Annotated in this window: 21 protein-coding genes and 1 tRNA gene; 8 read left to right on the forward strand and 14 right to left on the reverse strand. The window is 35.8% G+C overall.

Features of this window, described 5'->3' with window-relative positions; all coding sequences use genetic code 11:
• Positions 1–10 precede the first annotated feature (10 nt).
• Entirely contained in the window at positions 11–1036 is a 1026-nt protein-coding gene (gene tsaD, locus Q5N69_RS16590; RefSeq protein ID WP_304370203.1) for a tRNA (adenosine(37)-N6)-threonylcarbamoyltransferase complex transferase subunit TsaD, read from the reverse strand.
• 199 nt (positions 1037–1235) lie between these two features.
• Here tsaD and rpsU point away from each other — a divergent pair, with 199 nt between their 5' ends.
• From rpsU to Q5N69_RS16620, 6 genes are all read left to right on the forward strand, one after another.
• Positions 1236–1451, forward strand: coding sequence for a 30S ribosomal protein S21 (rpsU, locus tag Q5N69_RS16595; protein ID WP_076420232.1), 216 nt, complete (start codon positions 1236–1238; stop codon positions 1449–1451).
• Positions 1452–1489: 38 nt separating this feature from the next.
• On the forward strand, positions 1490–1936 hold the full coding sequence (locus Q5N69_RS16600) for a GatB/YqeY domain-containing protein (RefSeq protein WP_304370204.1): 447 nt from the start codon (positions 1490–1492) through the stop codon (positions 1934–1936).
• Positions 1937–2363: 427 nt separating this feature from the next.
• A complete protein-coding gene (gene dnaG, locus Q5N69_RS16605; RefSeq protein WP_304370205.1) occupies positions 2364–4115 on the forward strand; it encodes a DNA primase in 1752 nt (583 codons plus the stop codon).
• Positions 4116–4252: 137 nt separating this feature from the next.
• Entirely contained in the window at positions 4253–6094 is a 1842-nt protein-coding gene (gene rpoD, locus Q5N69_RS16610) for an RNA polymerase sigma factor RpoD (RefSeq protein ID WP_304370206.1), read from the forward strand.
• A 232-nt stretch (positions 6095–6326) separates the two neighbouring features.
• Positions 6327–6403: transfer RNA gene (locus tag Q5N69_RS16615), tRNA-Ile, on the forward strand.
• A gap of 207 nt (positions 6404–6610) precedes the next feature.
• A complete protein-coding gene (locus Q5N69_RS16620; protein WP_304370207.1) occupies positions 6611–7345 on the forward strand; it encodes an endonuclease in 735 nt (244 codons plus the stop codon).
• Between the two features lie 189 nt (positions 7346–7534).
• On the opposite strand, the gene Q5N69_RS16625 is transcribed toward Q5N69_RS16620, so the two are convergent.
• Genes Q5N69_RS16625 through nhaA form a run of 3 tightly spaced genes read right to left on the reverse strand, consistent with a single transcriptional unit; the run spans position 7535 to position 9651 of the window.
• Positions 7535–7909, reverse strand: a complete 375-nt coding sequence (locus tag Q5N69_RS16625; protein WP_304370208.1) for a hypothetical protein — start codon at positions 7907–7909, stop codon at positions 7535–7537.
• A gap of 43 nt (positions 7910–7952) precedes the next feature.
• Positions 7953–8414, reverse strand: a complete 462-nt coding sequence (locus Q5N69_RS16630) for a Rap1a/Tai family immunity protein (protein ID WP_304370209.1) — start codon at positions 8412–8414, stop codon at positions 7953–7955.
• 40 nt (positions 8415–8454) lie between these two features.
• Entirely contained in the window at positions 8455–9651 is a 1197-nt protein-coding gene (nhaA, locus tag Q5N69_RS16635) for a Na+/H+ antiporter NhaA (RefSeq protein WP_304370210.1), read from the reverse strand.
• 150 nt (positions 9652–9801) lie between these two features.
• Between nhaA and nhaR the strand changes: the two genes are divergently transcribed.
• On the forward strand, positions 9802–10710 hold the full coding sequence (nhaR, locus tag Q5N69_RS16640) for a transcriptional activator NhaR (protein WP_304370211.1): 909 nt from the start codon (positions 9802–9804) through the stop codon (positions 10708–10710).
• 138 nt (positions 10711–10848) lie between these two features.
• Here nhaR and Q5N69_RS16645 read toward each other — a convergent pair whose 3' ends face one another.
• Both Q5N69_RS16645 and Q5N69_RS16650 read right to left on the reverse strand, forming a co-directional pair.
• Entirely contained in the window at positions 10849–11943 is a 1095-nt protein-coding gene (locus Q5N69_RS16645) for a hypothetical protein (protein ID WP_304370212.1), read from the reverse strand.
• Entirely contained in the window at positions 11940–12446 is a 507-nt protein-coding gene (locus tag Q5N69_RS16650; protein WP_304370213.1) for a hypothetical protein, read from the reverse strand. Before Q5N69_RS16650 ends, Q5N69_RS16645 begins: the two co-directional genes overlap by 4 nt.
• A 307-nt stretch (positions 12447–12753) precedes the next feature.
• Here Q5N69_RS16650 and Q5N69_RS16655 point away from each other — a divergent pair, with 307 nt between their 5' ends.
• The gene (locus Q5N69_RS16655) at positions 12754–15894 is read left to right on the forward strand and encodes a response regulator (RefSeq protein WP_304370214.1); all 3141 of its coding nucleotides are present in this window, start codon (positions 12754–12756) and stop codon (positions 15892–15894) included.
• 171 nt (positions 15895–16065) lie between these two features.
• On the opposite strand, the gene Q5N69_RS16660 is transcribed toward Q5N69_RS16655, so the two are convergent.
• The 8 genes from Q5N69_RS16660 to Q5N69_RS16695 all read right to left on the reverse strand — a co-directional run.
• Entirely contained in the window at positions 16066–16374 is a 309-nt protein-coding gene (locus Q5N69_RS16660; protein ID WP_304370215.1) for a DUF2007 domain-containing protein, read from the reverse strand.
• A 255-nt stretch (positions 16375–16629) separates the two neighbouring features.
• Positions 16630–18555, reverse strand: a complete 1926-nt coding sequence (locus Q5N69_RS16665; protein ID WP_304370216.1) for an EAL domain-containing protein — start codon at positions 18553–18555, stop codon at positions 16630–16632.
• A 4-nt stretch (positions 18556–18559) separates the two neighbouring features.
• The gene (locus Q5N69_RS16670) at positions 18560–19267 is read right to left on the reverse strand and encodes a transglutaminase-like cysteine peptidase (RefSeq protein ID WP_304370217.1); all 708 of its coding nucleotides are present in this window, start codon (positions 19265–19267) and stop codon (positions 18560–18562) included.
• 15 nt (positions 19268–19282) lie between these two features.
• A complete protein-coding gene (locus tag Q5N69_RS16675; protein ID WP_304370218.1) occupies positions 19283–19915 on the reverse strand; it encodes an OmpA family protein in 633 nt (210 codons plus the stop codon).
• Positions 19908–21308 carry a TolC family outer membrane protein gene (locus Q5N69_RS16680; protein ID WP_304370222.1) on the reverse strand — a complete coding sequence of 467 codons (1401 nt, stop codon included), beginning with the start codon at positions 21306–21308 and terminating at the stop codon, positions 19908–19910. Before Q5N69_RS16680 ends, Q5N69_RS16675 begins: the two co-directional genes overlap by 8 nt.
• Before the next feature lie 48 nt (positions 21309–21356).
• Positions 21357–22730, reverse strand: a complete 1374-nt coding sequence (locus Q5N69_RS16685; protein WP_304370219.1) for an HlyD family type I secretion periplasmic adaptor subunit — start codon at positions 22728–22730, stop codon at positions 21357–21359.
• Positions 22727–24901 (reverse strand): type I secretion system permease/ATPase, encoded by a 2175-nt coding sequence (locus Q5N69_RS16690; protein ID WP_304370220.1) that lies wholly within the window; start codon positions 24899–24901, stop codon positions 22727–22729. The genes Q5N69_RS16685 and Q5N69_RS16690 overlap by 4 nt, the downstream gene beginning before the upstream one ends.
• Positions 24902–25000: 99 nt before the next feature.
• Positions 25001–26845: Ig-like domain-containing protein (locus Q5N69_RS16695; protein ID WP_304370221.1), on the reverse strand; the 1845-nt coding region annotated here is incomplete at its 5' end.

Consider the following 26845-nt stretch of genomic DNA (forward strand, 5'->3'; position numbering starts at 1 on the left):
GTGAATATGTTTAAACCGGAGGTAAAGTATCTAAAGGCCAACGTGGTGTCGCTTTAAATGTTAATTCTTGCTCTCCACCAGATTTTAAACGTTGTAAACCCGCATAAGCTATCATCGCCCCATTATCGGTACAAAACTCAGGACGAGGATAAAACACTTCGCCACCTAAATTCTTAGTAATAACAGCAAGTTTTTCACGTAAAGCTGTATTAGCACTTACTCCACCAGCAATGACCAATCTTTTTAAATCACAGGCTTTAAGTGCTCTTTTGCACTTGATAGCTATAGTGTCAATAACAGCATCTTGGAATGCATAGGCAATATCGGCGTGAGCTTGTTCATCCATTGTGCCTTTAGCTTGTTCTTCACGGATAGCCGTACCTGTTGCGGTCTTTAAACCACTAAAACTAAAATCTAACCCAGGTTTATTTGTCATAGGTCGAGGGAAAATAAAGCGTCCATGAACACCTTTTTCAGCCATTTTAGCTAAAACAGGGCCACCGGGATAATCCAAACCAAGTAATTTAGCAGTTTTATCAAAGGCTTCACCCGCAGCATCATCAACAGATTCACCTAGTAATTCATATTGCCCAATACCATCAACACGAACTAACATGGTATGTCCGCCTGAAACCAATAAGGCAACAAAAGGAAATTCAGGTACATTATCTTCTAACATAGGAGCCAATAAGTGACCTTCCATATGATGAACAGGCACAGCAGGTAATCCCCAGCCATACGCTAAACTACGTCCAATAGAACAGCCAACGAGTAGCGCACCAACTAAACCAGGTCCTGCAGTATAAGCAACACCATCTAAATCTTTAGGCGTTAAATTAGCTTCGGCTAAGACTTCTTTGATCAGTGGAATTGTTTTACGTACATGGTCACGCGAAGCTAATTCTGGCACTACCCCACCATAATCGGCATGAACAGCAACTTGGCTATATAAACGATGAGCCATAATGCCTTGCTCGTCATCATAAATAGCAATCCCTGTTTCATCACATGATGTTTCAATACCTAAAATACGCATATAAATACAACCCTCAAAAGTTAAGCACGCAATTTTACCTGCGATAAAAGTAATTCTCCACTATTATTACTTTACTTTACAGGTCGGTTAGCTTTAGAATACGGCACCAATTTTTGATAGAGCGGGTGATTTCGAGGCAATTATGCTGAGAAGGTTACCAATTTTATAGATTTAATAGACACAAAGGTTAACAAAAAAAATGCCAGTAATTAAAGTAAGAGAGAACGAACCGTTTGACGTAGCACTTCGTCGTTTTAAACGTTCATGTGAGAAAGCAGGTATCCTTTCAGAAGTTCGTCGTCGCGAATGTTATGAAAAGCCAACTTGGGAACGTAAACGTAAGAAAGCCGCTGCTGTAAAACGTGCTGCTAAAAAAGTTTCTCGTGAGAACGCTCGTCGCGTTCGTATGTACTAAGAAAGTTTAGTACTTACTTAAGTCAACTGAGTCAACCTATGAGTCTACTTAGTCAACTAAAAGATGAAATGAAAGTTGCTATGCGAGCTAAAGACAAATTACGTCTTGGTGTTATTCGTATGGCAATCTCAGCGATTAAACAAGCTGAAATAGATCACGGTACAGAAGCAACAGATGAAAACGTATTAGCCGTTTTAACTAAAATGGTAAAGCAACGTAAAGAATCTATTAAAATGTTTACTGACGGTGGTCGTGATGAATTAGCTGCAAAAGAAGCTGCTGAAGTAGAAGCGTTAGAAACGTTTTTACCTCAACCTTTTAATGCAGATGAGATCAAAGAATTAATTAGTAAAGCAATAACAGAAACTGGTGCAGCTTCAATGGCTGACATGGGTAAAGTGATGGCAATATTAAAACCTATTATGCAAGGTAAAGCTGATTTGGGCGCAGTAAGTGGCCAAGTGAGAAGCATGCTAAATAGTTAATTGCTTATCCCTATAAGGGGATCTCAAAGAAACCGCGATTGCTTATGCCTCGCGGTTTTTTATTCTCTAAAATTTAAAAGTAAATACTAATACCAAGTTGATTAATTAAGCACTTAGCGAGAATTAAAAGGTTTATAGGCAAGGCATTGATTGAAGAGAATGGTTACTCCCTTGTCAAAATCAATAACGAAGCAAATAAACCTTTTAAACTCGCCCTTGGGAGCTCATTAGCAAACTGATAACTGCACAAAATTACCGATAAGTAGAATAACTATGTATAAGTAATTGTGTTTGTTCTAAGTCTGCTAATGTAGCTCTAAGTTGATTAATTTATTAATCAACTTAGTATAATACCCATTCAACGAATTTATTGTGTAAAATAAAGAAACGTAGATCCCTATTCTCAACATTCGAGTGTTCTAATTATATGGCAGGTATGATCCCCAAACAGTTCATCGATGACTTATTAGCAAGAGCTGATATTGTAGAGCTTATTGATAGCCGAGTGCCATTAAAAAAGGCTGGGAAAAACTACCAAGCTTGCTGCCCTTTTCATACAGAGAAATCACCTTCATTTAGTGTTAGCCAAGACAAACAGTTTTATCATTGCTTTGGTTGTGGTGAACATGGCAATGCTATTTCGTTCTTAATGGAGTTTGATAGATTAGAATTTCCTGATGCCATTGAAGAATTAGCTTCTCATTACGGTATGACGGTCCCTCGAGAAGATATTAAACAAACACCTGCTCAGCAAAAACAACAACAGCAAGTTTACGCGCAAAAACAAGATGACTACGCACTAATGGAACAAATTAGTCGTTTTTATCAAAAACAATTACGTGTAGCTTCCGACAAAGATACCGCTATAGATTACTTAAAAGGTCGCGGATTAAGTGGTGAGATAGTTAAACAGTTTGGTATTGGTTATATCAGCGATACTTGGGATGGCATGATGAAAGTTTTTGCCAAGAGTCCCGCTATTACCAAACAACTTGTTGATTTAGGTATGGCGATACAAGGTGATAAAAATAAACCTTATGACCGCTTTAGAGGTCGGATCCAGTTTCCGATTAGAGATAAACGAGGTCGTGTTATAGGATTTGGCGGCCGAGTACTCGCTGATGCAACACCTAAATACCTAAACTCGCCTGAAACTCGTATTTACCATAAAGGCCATGAACTTTATGGGTTATATGAAGCAAAATTAGCCAACAAACAACTCTCTCGACTTGTTGTTGTTGAAGGCTATATGGATGTTGTTGCACTAGCTCAACATGGAGTTAACTACGCTGTGGCTTCATTAGGAACCGCGACTACTCCCGAACAATTACAAACACTTTTTAGAACCGTTCGAGAAGTTATTTGTTGTTACGATGGTGACCGAGCTGGTCGTGATGCTGCGTGGCGAGCAATGGATAATGCCCTGCCCTTAATTCAAGACGGTTATACCTTAAAGTTTGTATTTTTGCCTGATGGAGAAGATCCAGATTCACTCATTCGTGAACAAGGACAAGAAGCTTTTGAGAAGATTCTAGATAACGCTATGCCCTTATCAGAGTTTTTATTGTCAAACCTCTCAGAGCAAACTGACTTAAATACCAATGAAGGTTCATCAAAACTCGTTGAGTTATTTCAACCCTATTTAAATAAACTGCCTGATAGCTTTCTAAAACAAAGTATTATTTCATCTATCGCTAATACCTTTGCACGCGGAAGTGAAAAAAGGCTCGAAGAGTTACGTAGGCACCATCAACAAAAAGAAAAAGCCACAATCAAGCAAACAAAAATAACTCCTGTTAGATTAGCTATTGCATTATTACTTGAGCATCCCCATATCGTTAATGCTTTACCTGATATTTCAATATTAGCGCATTTAAACATTCCAGGAATACCGCTCTTAAATGAGTTACTGGTACTGTGTAAGCAAAACCCTAATATTAAAAGTGCACAAATAATTGAAAAATATAGAGATAGTGTTGAAGGAAAACAACTAACAAAACTAATGTGCCTACAACATCATATTGAACCTGAAAATGCAGAATCTACATTTTTAGATATAATTGAACGTTTTTTAAATATTTTTATCGAACAACGAACAGAAGCTCTTTTATCAAAAGAGCAAATAACAGGTTTAACAAAAGTTGAAAAACAAGAATTACATAGTTTATTGAGCGCTTAACAGGCATTTTAAACTGTATACAATTAACAATTGGTTGACAAATCTCAGTTTACGTCTGGTAATTTAGCGAGTGAATTGCTATAATTAAAGGCTTACTGTTTTGTATTTTATACCCATAAATAGGTGGACACTCGTCAATGGATCAAGCCCCACAATCTAGACTTAAAGAGCTAATAACCAAAGGTAAAGAGCAAGGTTATTTAACATTCGCTCAAGTTAACGATCATCTTCCTCAAGAGATAATAGACTCTGATCAAGTTGAAGACATCGTTAGAATGATCAACGACATGGGTATACAGGTGTTTGAAAACGCACCTGACAACGACACGTTAATGATGAGTGAAGCGAATACCGATGAAGACGCTGCCGAAGCTGCTGCACAAGCACTTGCCTCAGTAGAAAGTGAAATTGGTCGTACAACAGATCCCGTACGTATGTACATGCGAGAAATGGGAACTGTTGAACTATTAACCCGTAAAGGTGAAATAGTTATCGCTAAGCGTATTGAAGAAGGGATCAAAGAAGTACAAAGATCTGTTTCTGAATACCCACCTGCAATTAACTATTTATTAGAGCAATGGGATAACTTTGAAGCTGAAGAAGTTCGCTTAAGCGACATAATCGTTGGCTTTTTGGACCCGGATGCTGAAGAAGAAGAAATCCCTGCTGCTGCCACTCATATTGGTTCTGAATTATCTAAAGAAGAATTAGCTGATGAAGACAAAAGCACAGATGACGATGAAGACGAAGAAGAAGAAGACACAGGACCAGATCCTGAGTTAGCCAAAGAAAAGTTTGGTTTACTTCGTGATGCTTATGAAGCAGCTAACAAAGTTATCGAAAGCAAAGGTAGAGGTCATGCAGATGCACAAGCCGCTATTGACGCTTTAGCAGAAGTATTTAAAGAATTTAGAATCGTACCTAAAGTTTTTGATCGTTTAGTGAAAAACATGCGCAGCGTAATGGACCGTTTACGTGTTCAAGAACGTTTGATCATGAAGCACTGTGTTGTTGGCGCTGGTATGCCAAAAACAACGTTCATCAAAATATTTCCGGGTAACGAAACATCAAAAGATTGGTTTGACGAACAGAAAAATGCAGGTTTACCTCACTCAGCTCGATTAGCTGATATCGAGTTAGACGTAGAGCGCTGTATCTACAAACTAAATATGATTGAAGAAGAGACCTACCTAAACGTACATGGCATAAAAGACATTAACCGTCGTATGTCAATTGGTGAAGCTAAAGCTCGCCGTGCGAAAAAAGAAATGGTAGAAGCTAACTTACGTCTTGTAATTTCAATCGCTAAAAAATACACCAACCGTGGTTTACAGTTCTTAGATTTAATCCAAGAAGGTAACATCGGCTTAATGAAAGCTGTTGATAAATTTGAATACCGTCGTGGTTACAAATTCTCAACGTATGCTACTTGGTGGATTCGTCAAGCAATTACCCGTTCTATTGCTGACCAAGCACGTACAATCCGTATTCCTGTGCATATGATTGAAACGATTAATAAACTTAACCGTATCTCTCGTCAAATGTTACAAGAAATGGGTCGTGAGCCAACTCCTGAAGAGTTAGCTGAGCGCATGGTAATGCCTGAAGATAAAATTCGTAAGGTATTAAAAATAGCAAAAGAGCCAATTTCAATGGAAACTCCTATCGGTGATGACGAAGATTCACACTTAGGTGACTTTATTGAAGATGGCAGTGGTGAATTACCTGTTGATTCTGCAACTTCAGAAAACTTAAAAGATGCAACTCACGAAGTTCTTGCTGGTTTAACAGCACGTGAAGCTAAAGTTTTAAGAATGCGTTTTGGTATTGATATGAATACTGACCATACTTTAGAAGAAGTTGGCAAACAGTTTGATGTAACACGTGAACGTATTCGTCAAATTGAAGCAAAAGCATTACGTAAATTACGTCACCCTTCTCGTTCTGAGCAACTTAAAAGTTTCTTAGACGGCGAATAAAAAGCTTTAGCTTTATCTTTAAAAATCCAGCCAAGTGCTGGATTTTTTGTTTTTAGTATAAGAAAAAATCAATACCTTACCGATTTTGTTTAACAATTAAGCTAACAGTCGTTTTTTATAAATTATTTCAGTTTATAGTGGTGACAACAAAATAAAAAATGCTTATACTTCACGCCGCTTTGAGATGTAATGTTTCAGGCAGGTATAAGTTTTCAGACTATGTCATGAAAATGGGCCCTTAGCTCAGTTGGTTAGAGCATCCGACTCATAATCGGCAGGTCCCCCGTTCAAGTCGGGGAGGGCCCACCATTTTCATAACTAAGTTCATCATAGATCATCTCTAAATATTACATTCCTTTTATTAACAAACATCTTAAAGTTTTAAATCTCAATATTTATTCATCTATAAAAATAATGAATAGCTTACTAACTCCCCCTTTTAAGAAATGATGTTCAGAATAGTTACCTCATAAACGAATCAAATTCTTTTCCCCGAACAAAAGACAAAATTAAAACATGAAAATACATATATTTTTGATCTTGGCTTCAATCAGTCAAGTATCATTTGCAAGCAATCAAACAATTACCTCTTTCAGTAAAGCTAAAAAAACATTACAGACACAGGTTTATAATGAACACCGTCAAACCCTATACTGCAACGCGAGCTTCAATGAAGCAAAACAAGTAAACTTTCCAAGTGGTTTTACTTCAAATAAATATAAAAAGCGTGCTAAAAAAATAGAATGGGAACATGTGGTTCCTGCAGAGAATTTTGGTAGAACATTTGCTGAATGGCGAGATGGCGATACACAATGTGTCGACAGGAAAGGTAAGCGCTATAAAGGCCGTAAATGCGCGAATAAAGTGAGTTCAGAGTATCGCTACATGCAAGCCGATATGTTTAACCTTTATCCTGCCATTGGCTCTGTGAATGCACTGAGAAGTAATTATAATTTTACCATGCTACCTGCAGAAGAAAGCAGTTTTGGCAGCTGTGCAATGAAAATTAACAATAATAAAGCTGAACCACCTATAGAAGCTAGAGGAAGAATTTCAAGAACCTATTTATATATGGAGCAAACCTATACTCGTTATAACATGAGTAGCCAACAACAAAAGCTTATGAATGCTTGGGATAAAATGTATCCTGTAGATAAGTGGGAATGCGACAGAGCAAAGAAAATATCGGTATTACAAGGTAACAAAAACCTTGTGGTTGAGTCTAGATGCGCCAGCAAGAACCTTTGGTAAAGTAAAACGAACTTATATCAATATGTAGGCATCTTTTTAACTTATCTTTTGAGCTTACCGTTATTTTTTCAACAGAAAATGAGTAAACGGTCTTGAATCAATCTTGTATCAATTCAAAGACCGTTTAAAGAGCCTTTATTTTTAAATCAGACTATTGCATAAAGTTTTTTACAAGCTAGAGCCGTACTATTAAAAAGTAATACTGGCTTTCTCATTCTGATGAACTTCAGGCTCTCCTTTGAGAGCTAGGTTAGGCATATTTTTCTGTTTACGTTTAAGTTTTTTAATAAGCGTTACTCGCGCACGAGACAAAGCTACATTAACCGCGGAACTAACTGAAGACTGATTATCAGTAACAACAATATCAGGCATACCTCTTACAAAAAGTACGACTTTACAGAGTTTGTCCTTTCCTCCTTTAGGACCATTAATATCATTTATCGTGATAGTAACTTTTTGAATATTGCCACACACCTTATTAAACACTTTACGTGTTTTCTCTCGAATCAAAGACATGTTTTCGCTGTTAATATCGACATTTAAATCAGTAATTGTTAATTCCATAAAACACCTATTTTAAAGTTAACGTGATATACATTTTGTGGCTTTATTCACAAGGGAAGTTACTCATTAAGCTTTCCGATAATAAAACTTTTAGCGGCTTATCTTCCAAACCCGCAATATCTAATGATTTAGCTACTGTTGACGCGACTAACTTTCGATCATACTCAAGCGGTATACAAAACTGATAACTTGCCTCTATCGCTAAGCTTGTAGGTAGATTTAATACACGAGTTCTATAGGCTCGCTGTAAAAATTCACTTTGATGTGTTGCATCTTTTTCTATCATAGCTTTAGGTTTAATAACCGCATTTTCTGAAAGTAGTGACGAATCAATAAATCCATCAATATAAAGCTTACAAGCATTTATCTCGCTTTTATCCTTACCTTGCTGGTAGTTAGTGCATGACTCAATGATATCCGACTTAAAATCAGCAAGTGCGATCCCCGGTATAAATACCAAAGTTATAGTAAATAATTTACCTAAGTTACTCTGAAAAATGTTCATTCTTATCTCCTAAACGTACGTTATAGTTAATGTTGAATTCTTATAATTTTTGACTGTTAGCTAATTTATTAGATGACTTTCGGATCAACCAAGTACCAGCAAAAGCTGAAATCAATGAGCCGACTAATACCCCTACCTTCACTTGTGTTTGATAAGCTAAACCTTGCTCTTCGAAAGCTAAAGAACCGATAAATAAGCTCATAGTAAAACCGACACCACACAATAAACATACACCATATAACTGGCTCCAAGTTGCATCTTTAGGCAATCTACACAGTCGTAATTTAACGGCAATAAAACAGGCAGCAAAAATACCTAATTGTTTACCGATAAAAAGACCGCCAATAATACCTATTGAAATAGGAGTGAATAACTCGTCCATAGATACATTTGTCAATCCCACACCAGCATTGGCAAAGGCAAACAGAGGTAACACGAAAAAAGCTATCCAAGGGTGTAATCCATGCTCTATTTGATATGACATCGATTTACTGTGATCACGCGCAATAGGGATAAACCAGGCAACAATAAATCCAGCTAAAGTTGCATGCACGCCAGACTTCAATACAGCGGCCCAAACAATAACCGAAACTAAAATATAAGGTGTTTTATTTTCTAATTTTAAACGATTGAAAATAAATAAAACTGCGACAGCAATACTCGCTATAACTAAAGAATTAGTCGCTAAATCTTGAGAGTAAAAAATGGCAATAATAATAACGGCACCAATATCATCAATGATGGCTACCGATAATAAAAATAGCTTTAAACTTGGCGGTAAGTGCTTACCAAATAGAATAAATATACCTAAAGCGAAAGCAATGTCTGTTGCTGAAGGTATCGCCCATCCATTCATTGCAATGGCATCTTGGTAATTAAATGCTACGTAAATTAATGCAGGAAAAATAATACCCGCTACTGCCGCTAGAAAAGGTAAAACAATTTGATCAGGCTTAGATAGTTGTCCGTAAAATAGCTCTCGTTTAATCTCCAATCCAACAACAAAAAAGAATACAGCCATCAGACCATCATTTACCCATAGTACTAATGGTTTACTGATAGCAAAACTACCTAGTGTAATACTAACGGGAAACTCTAAAAAATCATTATAGTTAGCACTAAATAGGCTGTTGGCCATTATTAATGCAAGCGCTGCAGAGAAAACTAAAATAATACCTGAGCTGGCATCAGTTTTAATAAATTGTTTCCATTGTAATATCAGTTTGTTTTCCGACATATTCCCTCCTTTATGACTTGATAACTTAAGTTATAGTCAAATAATTCACACAAAAAAAGTCGTATAAATTTGCGATATCATCAACAAAAAGTTGATAAGGAATGCTATTATTAAAAGTAAATATGTATATGTTTTATTCAGGAAGAAGTAATGTCTCGACTTAATTATCATCATTTACAATACTTTCAAGCTATTGCGATGCACGGCAGTATTGCTAAAGCATCAAGAGTCATACATATCACTCCTCAAACATTAAGTGCACAGCTAAGTCTTCTTGAAGAGCAGTTGGGTTATGAGTTATTCGATAGAAATGGTAAACGACTGATTTTAAATGATATGGGTCGAATTACGCTAAGTTATGCACAAGAAATCTTTAGTTTGGGTGATGAACTATTACACTCATTAAAAAATCATTCAACAGACTTCACTTATCGATTCTCGATTGGAGTTACCGATGTTATCGCTAAGGTATTCTCTTTTAATTTTTTAAAAGCCGTTTACACCATGGACGATTCTATAAAGCTAGTATGTAAAGAAACCAATTTAGAGGTGCTACTCGGAGAACTAGCAATTAACAAATTAGATGCCGTACTAACGGATACTGCACTACCTACAGGTTCGCCTTTAAAGGCTTATAGTCATTTAGTAGGTAAATGTGGGTTTAGCTTTTTTGCCCATAAGGATATAGCTGATAAGTTGAAAGTAGATTTTCCACAATCATTAGATAACACACCATTTTTCACTGCTGGTGAAGGTTCTAGTCAACGATTGAGTGTTTTATCTTGGTTTGATCAACTCAACATATCACCTGTGATCATAGGTGAATTTGATGACTCTGTATTAGCTAAGTATTTTGGTAAGGCGGGTTATGGAGCATTTTGTGCCCCGAGTATTATTGATGAACATGTTATTGAACAGTTCGAAGTTGAGCTAATAGGTAGAACAACTGAAATATCAGAGCAATACTATTTAATATCTCCTGAACGAAAAGTAAAACACCCTGCTGTACAGCATATTCTTAAAGAAGGGAAAAAACTCTTCGATCAATCAATCAGCTAATCCGGTTGTATTTTTTATCATAAAGGTCACTTTATAAAATTAACTTCATAAAGTTATATTTTATAGCCTTAGGCTCATAAAAAAGCCCCATAAAATAAGCTATGAGGCCAGGTTGGAAACAGTAATATTTAAATAAAACTAAAACACAAAGTTCAACATTAATGTATAAAGTTTAGCTTCGGGATCTAGTGGTGATGGCGTTTCAACAAATGAACCTCTTTGACCACCAAAACTTTTAAAACTTTGCCATTCAAAATTAAGGGATACGTTGTAAAGTAAATCATAACGCATACCTACAACTAAACTACTACCCGATTTATCGGCAAATGTTGAAACACTGGTTTGCTTTGCTCTGTTTTCGCCATATTGCACATAAGGAACAAATTTATCTATTTTGTAAGCTGCGCTCGCATACCAAGTTGAACGTAAGTTGGCTATCTGTCTTTCCGCAGTTAATAATAAAGCATCAAATTCATATTCTGCTCCTAAAGAAAATAATTCGATATGATCATTAGGAAATGATAATTCAAAATACGAAGTGCCTCGTCTCGCATTTGTAAATTTGAATGTCTGATCGAAATCTGCAGAAAAATAAGATAAGTTCCAACGATAGTATTCACCAGAAAGTGCCAAATTTATACCCGACATTTTATCTATGTCTAGCTCTATATCTAATGTCTGAGTCGCATCTATTGTGTTAGTTTCTGATAATGAAATAAAAGGCGTAATAGATAATTGATATTCATCAAATAAAACAGTGTTCCAAACAAGATTAACACCATTGTATGCTGTTATACCTAATATAGAATTATATAGTTCTACAGGAGGTCTAGCATAGTTATAAGCATGCCCAACATAATAATATTCAGACGCTAAAAATACAGGTAGCCTTAAACGCCCCGCTCTTATCTCTAACTCACCTATATTATAACCAAGGTAAGCCCATTCCAATTCAGGCTCGCTCCATTGGTCTTGAGGGCGCTTAACTAGTTGAGCTGATGCTTTAAAAGCATCATTATAATAATCGAGCTGAATACCAAATGTTGTATCACAATCCCAGCAAGTTTCATCGGTAATTTTGCGGTTAATAATTAATGGGGTCGAGTTATCAGATTGGGTTAATGACGTAGAGCCAAAACCACTTAATGACAGCTGTTCTGTTAACTCAATCGTTGCCGCTGAATAAAAACTGGCACTTGATAGGAGTAATACAATGAGTTTTTTAAGCATCATAGATCCTCCTTTTGTACAATATAAAGCACATTAGCATCTTTAGGTATAACGCTAACAGGAGCATAGCCAATACGAAAACGCTTAGCTGATAACCAAAGGAGTAGAGCTTCCATTGAGTCTTGATTTATTTCTTTTGGAGGCCTAGCTTTTCCTGAAAAGGAGAGGCTTGCCCAATATGCATTCATTTGAGCTAAATCTTTTCCCAGTAGCTCCTGATAAAATTCATTTCGTACACTATTACTCTGTGGCCAGTCAGACAATTCCACTTTCTTTCCTTGTAAATATTTTAATTTCCCACGAAATAACATTCGCACCTTACTTTTAGATAATTTATTAAAATCTTCCGTTAATGTAAATACAGCCAATGCCTCGCTAGCCTGTGCTTGAGAGGTAATGATAAAACTAAACGGGATGCATATAAGGCAAAAAATAAATAATGTATTAACAATACCTTTATTTTTTATTAAATTTGAATGAGGTGACTGATGCGCCCTTGCTACCATTTTAACCATCTTACAGTTTGATGAATTAGTTATTATGATTATAGCCTAGATTATAGATAAAAATACTCAAGTAAACATTACATTAGAATTATTATTTATCGATTAAAAGGATAAAAATTGGTATGACATAGTAATAATTGAATTAGTGTCCTAAAATAAAATAATCAAATTAGGAACAGTTATCTTTTTAGTGATGCTTTAAAGTAATACGTCGTTTATTAAAACGTCTTTAAGTTTAACAAAGCACATATTTGAAAAGTCGATTATAACCTAGTAAATCCTCGTAAATTAAGGAATGGAAACCTAAATGTTTTTTCGCCGTTTAAGAAACAATTTAAGTATAAGAAAAAAAGTATGGGGGCTAGTACTGTTACCTGCCATCGTTATTATTGGGATTTCTGGCCGACAGGTTTTAGAAGTTAACGACCAATTAACGAGCTTAGAAAAAGCAACTCATCTAGTTGATGTTATCAGCCAACTAAAAAATCTTAATAATGCGGCACATGAATTACATTTTTCAGATAACAATTCGTCTAATAAATTTACACTTCAACAAAAAGAGTTATCTAAATTAGCGATAATTACAGAGCAAAATACTGAAATATTTTCTGAGTATGAAGTACAGCAATTCCAAAAACTTATCGAACAATATAAAGAAACTATCCACGCAATAGAAAATGCCGAAGATAAAGAAAGTAAACACGATGCAATTCAATGGCAAATAAGTATATATAAAGAACTTTTATTAACCATAGAAAAAACCCATTTCAAAGCTCCTATGGAAGTTGTGGATAGTAATTTAAAAGCTTTACTCCAGCTAGAATGGTTATCTTTTTGGGTACAAGACGAAATTTGGCAAAGTGAAATAATTCTTGGGCATGAACATAAAGACTTAACAGAATTAGTAAGAGACGAAATACGTGCCTTAATTCAAAATCAGCAACTCTTTGTCGATAGATTTTTGGCAATAAATGCCGATAAATCTCAAACTAAATTATTACTTAGTGTATTTTCTAATATAGCTTTCGAACAAAGTAATACTTTTCGAGAGCAGCTTCTTGATAATAATTTAATCACTCAAATAACACCTCAAGCACTTGAGCAAGGCACAAAAGCATTTTCTCAACGACTATCTCTTTTCCAAAATGTAGCTAAGGCAATAAACGAACAACTACAACAAAACATCCAAACATCAGTAAGTACGTTTGAGCAATATCGTATTATATTTTTCAGTATTACTGCCGTATCCATTTTAGTATTACTGTTATTCGGAGCCAAATTAGCCCAACGTATTACTTCAAATCTAAATACCGTATTAGATTTCTTAGATCATAAAGGCGATCACGAACGCGAACTAAAACTGCATATTGAAGGTAATGACGAACTCAGTAAGTTTGCTGTTGAAGTTGAACGACTCGCGATAGAACATCAACAAAACCAAAGAGATTTAATTGCTAGTAAAAATGATGCTGTAGAAGCAAAAGAAATAGCGATTAAAGCCAGTAAAGCCAAAAGTAGCTTTCTTGCAAATATGTCTCATGAAATTCGTACGCCACTTAACGGTGTTATTGGTATTTCGGAAATACTTGCTAGCACCAACCTGAGTGCAACTCAAAAAGATTATGTGGATACAATAGAAATATCTTCTCAGCTTTTACTCAGTTTAATTAACGACATATTGGATTTCTCTAAAATTGAATCAGGCAAACTTCCGATTAGCGCATACTCTACTTGTTTGCGTGAAAGTGTTTATGATATTGCCGCTATTGTTACGCCTAAAATTAAAGAAAAAGCAATCTCACTGCAAATAAACATAGATCAAAACTTACCTTTAAGAGTAATGGCGGATGATCACCGTATAAGACAAGTATTAATGAATTTAATGTCTAACGCCGTTAAATTTACCGAAAAGGGTTGCATAACTATAGGCATAACATGTGAGAAAAAAGGCGATGACACCTCATGCTTATTTGAAGTAACCGATACAGGTATCGGTATCGATGAAGCGCAGAGAAAGAACATATTCGAACCATTTTCTCAAGAAGATAACTCAACAACCAGACAGTTTGGCGGAACGGGTTTAGGCTTAGCCATTAGCACTCAACTTATTGAGCTTATGGGTGGCAAGCTTGCGTTAGATTCCGAAAAAGGTAAAGGCAGCCGTTTCTACTTTTCTCTACCCTTAGATGTTCCACAACAGAATATAGAAAAATATACCTTACTCGATGAAACTCAAATTATTCTTGTATGTGATGATTCAGTAATCACTAAAACCATGATGCAACAACTTGAATTTTTGGGCTTAACCATCACAGATTACAAGTTATCACTTGAGAGTGCACCTAACCAAAGTGAAAGCACTTCACAAATCATTGTTTATGCGATTACTCCAAAACAATATGAATATCTTGATTTAGCCAAGCTACAAATTTATAACCGAGGCAATAGCGCAGTATGTTTAGTTAGTCCGCTGAATGTTAAACCACTTGATTTTCAACAAAGTATTAGCGCCCTACTGACTTTCCCATTATTAGGAAACCGACTCAAGAAAGCACTAGAGCGGAGCCATAAAAGGGTTATATCTCAACATAGTGAAGAGTCAAACACAGAACAAGACACATCAATGGATCATAGGATCCTATTAGTTGACGACAATAAAATAAATCAGAAAATAGCCTCTTTACACATCAAAGCTTTAGGCTATAAGTTCGATATAGCTAACGATGGTGAAGAAGCTGTAGAAATGTTTAAGTCTGGTGAATACGATCTTGTACTAATGGATTGCATGATGCCGATAAAAGACGGGTTTACAGCCACTAAAGAGATTCGAGAATTCGAAACTACAGAGGATAAAACTCGATCTATTATTATTGCTTTAACGGCTAGTGTTATTGAAGGTGATATTAAAAATTGCTTCTTAGCGGGTATGGATGATTACCTACCAAAACCATTTAAACCAGAAATGCTTAAGAGTCGTATTATTAACGCCCTCTCAGTGAAAAATAAAAAAGAGAAAAAATCAATTCAAGTAGAAGACAATAAAGAAAGCGAAGCACCAACTTCTGCAATAAAAGTATTAATTGTTGAAGATAATAGGATTAATCAAAAGGTTGCCTCTTTAATTCTCAAACAAAAAAATTATCAGTTTATGCTTGCCAATGATGGACAAGAAGCTATCGATATTTACACTCAAGATCAGAGTTTTGATATTATTCTGATGGATTTAATGATGCCAATAAAAGATGGTTTTGAAGCGAGTGAAGAAATAAGAAGTTATGAAAAATCTCATAACTTACCTGCTACCCCAATTATTGCGGTCACGGCTAGTGTAGTGAATGACGATATTGATCAGTGTTTTAAAATAGGAATGAATGCTTTTATTCCCAAACCTATCCAATCAGAAAAACTATATAATGAGATTAATAACTGTTTAAATTTAAAAAGTTAATAACATATATACTTTATTACTTAACGTTTAATGATGATGGTGACTTTAGGATTATCAGATATTAAATAAATGATTTATAACTAGACTTACTAAGTAGAACTCGGGATAAGCGATTATGCCTAACATTATTATTCAATCGCCTACCCTAGCTACATGCAGGTAGGTATTAACTCACTTCACATTATCGCCCTGACAATACCAACAAATTTCGAATGATGCATCGTTAGATTCAGCACATTGCTTACACTTCCAGTCTTGCCCTTTATTGATAACCTGAGAGTTTGTAGCTATTTGTGACGCTTGCTCAAAGTCTGAATCTTCAAATACCCAAACTTCTGGCCATGAGTCAAATGAAGATATTTCACCAACGGCTCCTTGAGCAAATTCATTTTTAAGAAACGTTTTTATATCTTGTGCTTCAATAAGGTTTCTTACATTAGTCACAAGGAAATGATTTTCGTTGGTATATACCATTTTCATAATTAAATTCTCTCAGTGCTCACATAGATCCCCATTAATAGATAAGAAATATTTTCTGGTTCATTACCTAACGGTTAGCTTCTTATTTATAGATCAGCGTTAAAGTCGATTCTTATACACTTTAAACCATAGCCCTTCTCTGTGCTAAAGAAGACCTTATTCTTTTGTCTTTCATTTCAAATATCTGGTTAAACAAAAACAGTTAGCTTTTAGCTACCTGTTTCATTTGCTCTTGATTATTAAAATACTACAAACTTACTTCACTACAACATCTTCAGGTGCTGAAATATAGCCTTGGTAGCCGTTTGCTTTTAAGCGAGTAAAATGAGTAAGTTGCTCTTGGTCTTCAACTCCGGTAATAATCACTTCAATATTTAAGCCTTTCGCAACATTCATCAAGGCACGACATAACTCATTACTTTGATTTAGCTTGTCATAAAAAGTAAAGGACTGATCAAGCTTAATATAGTCAGGCTGTAACTTTTGTAAATAATCAAGAGAGCCTATCTGGCGTCCGCAATGATCTATACCTATTTTAGCTCCTGCAGCTTTAATCACTTGTGCAATATTATTACATTGTTCAAATGAGCTTAATAATGTTGACTCAGGTATTTCAAACAACATACGCTCAACATGTGAAGCTTTTCGCAAGAACTGAGCTAACCAAATAGAGAAGTTAACATCAATTAAACTATCATGACTTAAATTTATAGCAATCGGCTGTGGCTCTATAGCTAAAATATGTTGCTGCTCAATCGTTTCTAATAAACATTTATCAAGCTGGCTACCTAAAGAAAGTAGTTCAATAAACGGCATAAATTCAGCAGCCGTAACGATACTTTCATCAATACTTAAACGACAATATATTTCTCGATGAATAACTTCTTTGGTGTTCATGTTTAACACAGGTTGCCACTGAAAAATAAAGTGGTAGTTTGATATCGAATCTTCTAGTTTACTGCGCCATTGAGCTCTACTGTACTTCTGTGGCTGCTCTGCATCAATCCAATGACTTATTTTGTTTTCTCGATATGCTTGTTGCAATGCATTATCGGTTTGCGACATAAGATCTGATGGTTGCATATTGTCGAAGCGCTGACTTACCCCTAAGTAAAACTTATCATTAGCTAAGCAACCTGCTTTAGTAATCTCTTGGTTAATAATACGAATAAGTGTTTGTAAGTATTTTTCAATTTGATGATGTTCAGCTTTTGTTATTAAAAAGGCAAATTCGGTATTCGCAATACGTGCAATAATGCTATCAGCAATCTCAGGCAACTCTTCCTTCATTCTGCTAGAAAGTGCCTTTATAATTTCATCTCGCCCTTGATAACCATATTTACTGTAAACCTCTTCCAACCAATCAAATTTAGCTAGGATAAGTCCACCATATCCCGGTTCGTTCAACCAGTTATTCATTTGAGCAGATAAGTACTGCCTGTTAGGTAGGTGAGAAACTTGATCAATAAGTTTGTTTTCTTTTAACTCACTAACTTCATCTTCTAATGTAGTAAAAACATTTTTCAATTGTCCTGACATTGAATTGATTGCCGTTACTAACTCTTGTAACTCAGTAGTTTTAGGCATTTCAATATCATCGCCAAATTTACGTTGTGCAATTTCTTTCGCTTGCACTGCCATCTTGTTCAATGGCTTCAAAATTCTGTTTAATCTAAGTCTTAGTGCAAAAATAGATAGAATAAATAAGAAAGATAAGATCATTACCGTATCATTCATTATTCGCCATAATTCTTGATAACCTAAAGCAGGATGACCTTCAATTTCAAGTGTTGCTAATTGCATCCAGCCTGAAGTGATGGTGCTTTGCTTTTTTTGCACTTCGAATAAATCTAAATCGACCAGCCACTGGGGAACACCTTCGATAACAACAGGGTTTTCCCATACTTGTTCTTTACCATCAACAAGCCAAGTTAAGGTTACTTTACGGTAAAATCCACCTTCGAAAATTACATTAACTAAAGTTTCAGCTGATGCAATATCTCCTGTTTCTATATGGGGTTGTAACATTAAACCTAGTGAAGTCATCGTATTGTTTAGATCAGATTCCATTTGTTTACTCATGAAATCTTTCGCTTGGCTAAACTGGAAGTAAACCAAACTGGTCATTACTAACAGGAACAGTCCGAATAATAACGAATTTATTTGTCGAAATAAGGTCATTGCTTTAAAACTCCAGCTTTAGCTTGGGTTGTTTAAGTGTGGCTGTATTTATACGTTGACGTAAATCACGCCAAGACTTTAAACGAGAAGATTTACCGCTAAGCACCCCACGCCCTTTATCTTTATTTAGCCATAATTGGCTACCATTAAAACTATATACAGGTATAAGATCGTTACGTTTTGTGGCAGGTTTTATGACGCCATCAATATTATCTAAAATAAGAGGAATAGAGCCTGGAGTGTCATAATAAGCTAATACCATATGATACTGATTAAGATGTACAGCTTTTACCATGGTAATACGCATTTTCTCATCAGGTATTCCCAGCTCCAGTAGTGTAAAATATTTAGCAATAGAATAATCTTCACAGTCACCACCATTTACACCAATAAATTCTACTGGAGTTGCCCAGTAATTATTTACTCCCCATAATTTACTATCATCAATAAAACGAAACATGTTGAAGAAACGGTTAACCTTTTTTAAGGTATCTTGTTCAGTATCAACCGTTGCTGGCTTCATTAATTTGAACCAAGCTTTACCTCTTTTTTCAGCTCGGGAGCCATAATTATTTTTTAATGACTTAACAATTTTGGCTTCATCTAATTGAGAGTTTTCAGAAGCTGAATGCACAGATAGAAGAGTAAAACTAAAGAGTAATACTTGAATTGGCTTTGATAACATCGCTGTTAAAAAGCGTTTTTTATTCATATTACTCTCTATTCATTACAGTTCTTGATCAACGCTATAAATTGTCCATTCCATCTCATCAAGATGTTCTGTATGCGTTAACTCCGCCATAATACGACGATTAGCAGCATGAGCTTCTTCAGTTTGTCTTTCATCTTCTAATCGTTGAAAGCCATAACCTATATAATCAAGACGCTCAGCAGGTATTTTAAAGTCATGTATTAACACTAAAACAACAGCTTTAGCTCTCTGTTCAGATAAGGTTTGATTATGGTTAACTTTACCCACTTTACTGGTATGGCCTTCTATAACTACTTTTATCTCTTGGTTTTCTTTTAGGAAATCCGCTAAAACTCTGATCTTATCGTAAGCATTATCAGGTATAGCAAAAGAATCATTAGCAAAATTAATCTTTATTTTGAATGGTTCCATTTTCGTGATTTGGTTTCCACAGCCATAGTTATCAATAGAAGCGCCAAGAACTGTATTATCACATTTTTCACGAGCTTTAATTACACCATCACTGTCATAGTCATTTAAGTCTTGTAATTGCTCAACAGGTGCATCGTTATTTACAATTCTATTACCAGCACAAGCACTTATTAATATGGTTGTTAAGATTGCAACAGAAATATTGGTTACAGAAACACTAAAAAATTTATTACTCATTGCTAGCTCCTTGCTCATAATCATGCTCTCCTTCCCATGCTCTAGAACGTGTCACACGTAATGAATCAAGCAATTGTCCTGTTACATTAAGTAATCTATAGCGAGCACTTAATTCACTATATTTAGCATCTAAATAATCTTGTCTAGCTTGAAAAAGCTCATTTTCAGTATCAAGTAAATCTAATAAGTTTCTTTGCCCTAAACTAAATTGTTCTTTGTAAGCTAGTTGAGTTTCTTTAGAAGTAATAATGTGTTGTTTAATATAACCTTTTTGTAAGCTAAGCATTTCAAATGCACTCCATGCATAATCATAACTTTCAGTTACTTGGCGATGAGCGCTGTAGTTAATTTCTCTAGCTTCATTCACTTTATAAGCAGCGCTTCGCTCTTGTGCCACATCTCTGCCGCCAGAAAACAAATTATATTTCAAACGTATCATGGCTGTTACATCATTTCGATGTCCACCAACGTTATCACCAAAGCGATTAAGACCACTTTCACCAGCAAGATCATTATCAGCATTGGCATCTAATTCAAAAGTAATGGTTGGGTAATAACTAGACTTTACTGATTTTCTAAAAGAATGCGCAGCTTCAATATCTTGACCTGCTGATTTAATAACAGGATGATTTTGAATCGCAACTTCTAAACCATGCTCTCGGCTTTTAGGCAACATATCAGCGTCAGGTACAGGCACCACTAAATCCTTTGGCGGTGTATTTGTTAAATGCATAAATAAAGTTCTGGCATCTAAAGCGTTATTTCGTGCAGCAATCAAGTTTGATTGAGCACGAGCTAAACGCCCTGTTACTTGTGATAAATCAGCTACGCTACCTAAACCAGAGTCAGTTCGTTCTTTAATTTGTTCGTAGATTTCTTGATGTGAACTTACATTTTTTTCTGATAATGTAATAATTTCTTCAGTTTTAATATAGTTTAAGTACGCTTGGCTGACTTCTAATGCCAAATCTTCTGCAGTAGCAATAAGAGTCCACTTTTCGGCGCTTGCTTCATAAGTTGTTCTATCAACTTCACTACTTGTTAGCATGCCATCAAAAATAACTTGTTTTAAACTTAAACCAAATTCACCACGTTTTAACTCTGTTTCTCCATCTGAGAAACCAAGTGAACTTCTACGATTACCTGGAGTATCTGTATACTCGTATCCATAGCCTGCAGTTAAATCTAAAGTAGGTAAATAACCAGCAGATGCTCGATTTACATCTTCTTCTTTTGATTTAAAGCGTGCGAAAGCTTGTTTTATATCAGGGTGTGTATCTAAAGCTTGAGCCACAGCCATTTCTAAACTTTGGGCGTTAAGTATTGGTGAACATAACGCAGATAAACCAAGTAGGCTGTATATACCTAACCGGTTTATACCAAACATTTTCATTCTCATTTTAATTTCCATATTTTATTGTTTACACTAAAATTATTTGCTTTATCTTTCTCTTAAGGCTGCTTCGTTAGCACGTAAAATTGGGTTTAATATGTATTCTAATATTGTCCGCTTACCCGTAATTACATCCACATTACTTAGCATCCCAGGAATAATAGGCATTTCTTCGTTGTTTTTATTTCTAATACTTGATGCTTCTGTTTTAACACGTATTACATAAAAACTATTTCCTTCTTTGTCTTGTGTTGTGTCAGCACTAATATGCACAACCTTTCCTTTTAAACCACCGTATCTTGCAAAGTCATACGCGGTAATTTTAACAACAGCAGGTAACCCTGGATAAATAAAGCCTATATCTCTAGGTGTTACTTTTGCTTCAACCATTAACATATCTTCTGTAGGTACAATTTCTACAATTGTTTCCCCTGGCTTTACAACGCCACCTAAAGTATTAATATGTATAGTTTTAATTGTACCTACAACAGGTGATACAATTTGTGCCTTGGTTACTTTATCTTGAGCCCCAACTTGTGCTTCGTTTATTCTAGAAAGCTTATTTTGTAGCTCATTTAACTTTGCTCTAGCTTCAGCTCGATAAGCTAAAGCGGTTTCTCGTCGATTAAGTATAGATTCTTGTAGCGCAGACCTTAATTTCGGTGATAGCAACTGTATACCACCTAACTCACCTTTCAATTCGTTAACACTGCGTTCCAGCTTATATAGTTCTATTTTTGAGACTATATTTTTTTCTGCTAGAGGCCGAGTCAAATCAAGTTCTTTACTGGCTAGGCCATAGCTGACCTTTAATGTAGCTATTTTAGATTCAAGCTCAGCGATTTCTTGTTCACGTTGCTGTATTTGTTGATACTGAATAGCTAGTTGGTTAATTAAGTTATCTAAACGCCCTGAATATTCATCTTGCTGACGTTCAACCATCAGACTAGCATTTTCATTAAGATCTTCAGGATAAATAGGCACTTGTTTATTTATCTGTATTTGTAATTTCCAATCTTCATTTACGCCAACTAAAATACTAGAGAGCTCGGCTCTTAAACGAATAATATTTGCTCTTAAGCTATCAACCTCTTGCTTTTGTTCAGCAAAATCTGAGCGGAAACGTGTATCATCAATTCTTGCAATAGGCTGCCCTTTAGTTACTTGCATACCTTCTTGAACAAATAGCTTTTCGAGTACGCCACCATCTAAACTTTGAATAATTTGTACTTGTGATGAAGGAATAACTTTACCTGAACCAGAAGTTACTTGCTCTAATGATGAGAAACTTGCCCATAGAATAAAGCTAAAGAGCAATCCAGCCATCGCCCATATAGTTAGGCGATGTAAGCTAGGCACTTCTGTTAGCATTGCGCCATAAACATCATCAGCCATTTCCAGATCTTTTTGGCTTACTTTCAAAGTGAAACCTCCTGATCTGACTTATCGCCTTTAAGCTGTTTCAAGACCTCATCTTTTGGACCATCAATAACTAACTTTCCATTCTCGATAACAATAATACGGTCAACTAAGCGTAATAGCTCAGTTTTATGAGTGATTAATAATAAAGTGCGATCGTTTGCTGTTGCAGAAAGTGACTTTATAAATTGTTTTTCTGCTCTAGCATCTAAACTGGCTGTGGGCTCATCTAATAATAAGATTTGTGGTGCATTCAAAATAGCTCTGGCTAAAGCAATTGACTGACGTTGACCTCGTGATAAAGCGTTACCACTTTCACCCACTTGACGATCAAGACCTTGTGTCTCATGATCGGTAAACGAACTTACACCTGAAAGCTGAACTGCTCTTATTAACTGATATTCAGTAACTTGACGCGTACCAAATAAAATATTATCTCGAATAGTTCCGTGAAATAGTGTGATGTCTTGCGGCAAATAACCAACGTTCCGACGTAAATCACTTGGATGTATTTGTTGATGATTTAAGCCATCAAAACGAATACTGCCACTTGTTGTTTGATATAACCCAAGCAACAGCTTTGCTAAAGTTGTTTTACCTGATCCATTTCGTCCAATAATGGCAATTTTTTCACCTTGTTTGATATTAATTGACATTTTATGCAAGGTTTCGACATCAGTTTCGGGATAAGTAAAGCTGATGTTATCTGCAGAAATATTACCTGATAGCTTAGGGCGGCTAGCCAAGTGCCCTTTATCTTCAAACTCCCCTTTTTCTTTCATCAAGCCATCAAGCTGTCTTAAAGCACTTATCGTTTGATTAGAACGTGTCATTAAACCAGCCAATTTGGCAATAGGAGATATAGCCCTGCTTGTTAACATAACTGCAGCTATTATTCCGCCCATCGATATCAGATTTTCTGAAACACGATAAACACCTAGTACAATAACGGCAACAACAGATACTTGTAAAATAAAGCTAGCAAAGTTAACAACTGAGTTGGTTATGATCTTTGATTTAAGTAACCAAGTAGAAGTATGACCAACCATTTGCTGCCATGCATTTTGCACAACGCCTTCAGCTCCATTAGCTTTAATTGATTCTACTGCACCTAAACACTCAATGAGATGACCATGACGTAAGCCTGAGAACTTATTACTTTCTTCAATTGCAGCTCTAAGTTTCGGTTGTTTTAAGATTGTATAACCAATGATTAATAAGGAGGAAATAATAGGAAATAAAACTAAATCTCCTGCCACCAACCAAATACAAAACATAAATAGGAATGAAAAAGGTAGGTCAACTAATGCAGTGATTGTTGCCGAGGAAAAAAATTCTCTAACATTATCAAATTCACTTATTTGTTTAGCCATACCACCAATACTTGGCGCTCTTTTTTCTAGCGGAATACCGATAACTTTAGCAAACAGCTTAGATGACACTTCAATATCTATTTTTTTACCCGCAACATCGATAAGATAACCACGTAATTGACGCAATATAAAATCAAATATATAAGCAATTCCTGCGCCTATCGCTAACACCCAAAGTGACTCAAAAGCCAAGTTAGGCACTACTTTATCGTAAATATTCATGATAAAAAGTGGCGATACTAAGGCAAAAATATTCACCATAATTGATGCTATAATTACATCTCGATATATTGGCGCAGCAGCCCTAAGATGTTTTAAAATCCAATGTTCTGCAGAATCATTTACATGAACATCAAATTCTCTATCACCACGATATTGTTGTTTTATAAGAAATAAGTAACCAACGTAATTAGACTCTAATTCTTCTATAGTTAAACGTTCTTCACCACCTGTTTCAGGTAAGGTAACAATCGCCTTATTTTCTTCTATATTAAGTTCTTGTAGAACACATGCCTTTTTGTCTTTCAACATTAAAATACATGGCAATAACATTGAAGGCAGTTCATTTAAACCTTTACGCACAAGTTTAGCACTAAGTCCTGCTCTAGAAGCAGCTTGTGGTAGTAGTTCTGGTGACATGTAATTACTGCTAATAGGTAACCCAGCAGTTAATGCTTCGGCTGAACATGGGTTCCCGAAGTGCTCAGTAAGAAGTACTAAGCTATCAAGCAATGGATCAGAATTTAAACGCTGTGAAGCATTTATCCTCCATTGTGATGATTGTTCTACTGTGGATTGCACTGAATGTGAATTCCTATAAAAGCGCTAAAAAGTAACACAGCAGAAACTGTGTTACCTATTTGACATGTTAATATATTGTTAACTTAACACAAAGTCTAATTATAATATATCCGATGAGTCTATTTCAGCTAGTGCTGGAGCAGATGGTGCTGCTGAGTCACCCACTATAGTCGCACCATCAGTTAACAAACCATTAGTAACATGCTGGCTTGTATCATCACCTTCAATGGTAATTAGTTCGACTGTTTGGGCATCTACAGCATCAACCTCACCTGTAATTAAGTCATCACTTAGTGTGCTATTTTGTTCTACATCATCAAAAGCCAAATATTCATCAAGAGAATTATCTGAATCGTCACTTAGTAAATCACTCAAGTCAGGTTGTTCTTCATTATCATTAGTAAAGTTCAATTCACTAATGCTTGAACGACTACTGCTTTGTATTAGTGATGTATCTATAGTGCTTGTATCAAAACTTTCATTATCTCCAAAAAGACTTAATGGGGATACAGTTGCAGGCTCAGTAATTGTTAAGGTAGATGTATCAAAATCCCCTCTTTCATCTTCAACTGTATATACAATATCAGGTACTGTTCCATCATATTCATCACTAGGCTCAAAAATATAGCTACCATCACTATTTAAAGTAAAATTACCTTCATCTAATTCAGCAGTTTCACCAGCACTATATCTACGATTCCCAATTTGAAATCTCGTTATTGCCAAGCTAAGTTCAACGCTAACGTTATCAGCATTAAGATCATGACTTGAGCCATTGTCGAGAACATTTCCAGAGAATGAAGCAAGTGTTTCGTCATCATCAACAAGTCCAGGAACTAAGAAAACAGTTAGATCTGCGGTATCTGTTTCTGGATTAACTTCATCACCATCTTTAATGGTGTATGTGAAAACGTCGGTTACACCTGTTTCAGGTATTTCAAGCCCTTCAGTACTTCGATAAGAATATCTGCCATTAGCATTGATTGTTAAAGTACCGTACTCACCTTGAATAGTAATAGGTTGACCATTTTCAACAACATAGACAACATTATTATGAGCAACCGACACTAACTCGATAGTACCATCTTCTGATGAATCTCTAACATCACCAGAGCTACCTCTTAAAATTATACTTCCTCCAACTCTCATTGACGTTGAATGACCATCAGCATCTGAATTTTGAGTAAGAAGAATGTAGTTATTATCGTCATTAGCCACTGGTGCACTATCAAGAACATCTATAGTTACTGTAGCTTGCGCCGTGTCGGTTCCATCACTAACTGTATAGGTAAAACTTGGCGATGTAGAACCCAAAATAAAACCACTATTATCGTAATTGAAATCACCTTGGGCATTGATATATAAAATACCATCAGCAACTTCAACTTCAGCATACCCATTAGTTCCAAATTCAAGATCAAGACCATTTACCTGAGTTACAAATAAAGTAGCACCATCTCCGCCATCGTTATCAACAATGCCATCACCATCATCACGACTTATTACATTGCCACTAACAGTTTCACCTTCATTAACGCTAAAACTATCATCAGAAGCCACAGGAGGAATGTTATCTATTGAAGGGGTTACAATGATAGTTAACGTTGATGTAAGTTCATCACCGGCTGCATCTTGAATGTTGTAGCTGATCACTGGTACATCACCGTTGTAATCATCTGCAGGCACAAAGGTATAAGTCCCATCTGCATTTAAGATGAAATCACCTTCCGCTAACTGAGCGGTTTCACCAGCAAGGTAGGTGTCGTTACCGATCACAAAGCTAACAACCGTTACTGGACCATCGCCGTCAGCTGTCGATGCATTATCTAATACACTGCCGCTAGCTGTTTCATCTTCATTTATCGTGATGCTTTCGTTAGCATCCGTTAGATCTGATGTTGGCGTAATATCAATGGTTAATGTTGACGTAAGTTCATCACCCGC

This window comes from Pseudocolwellia sp. AS88, from assembly GCF_030551755.1.
Lineage (GTDB): Bacteria > Pseudomonadota > Gammaproteobacteria > Enterobacterales > Alteromonadaceae > Pseudocolwellia.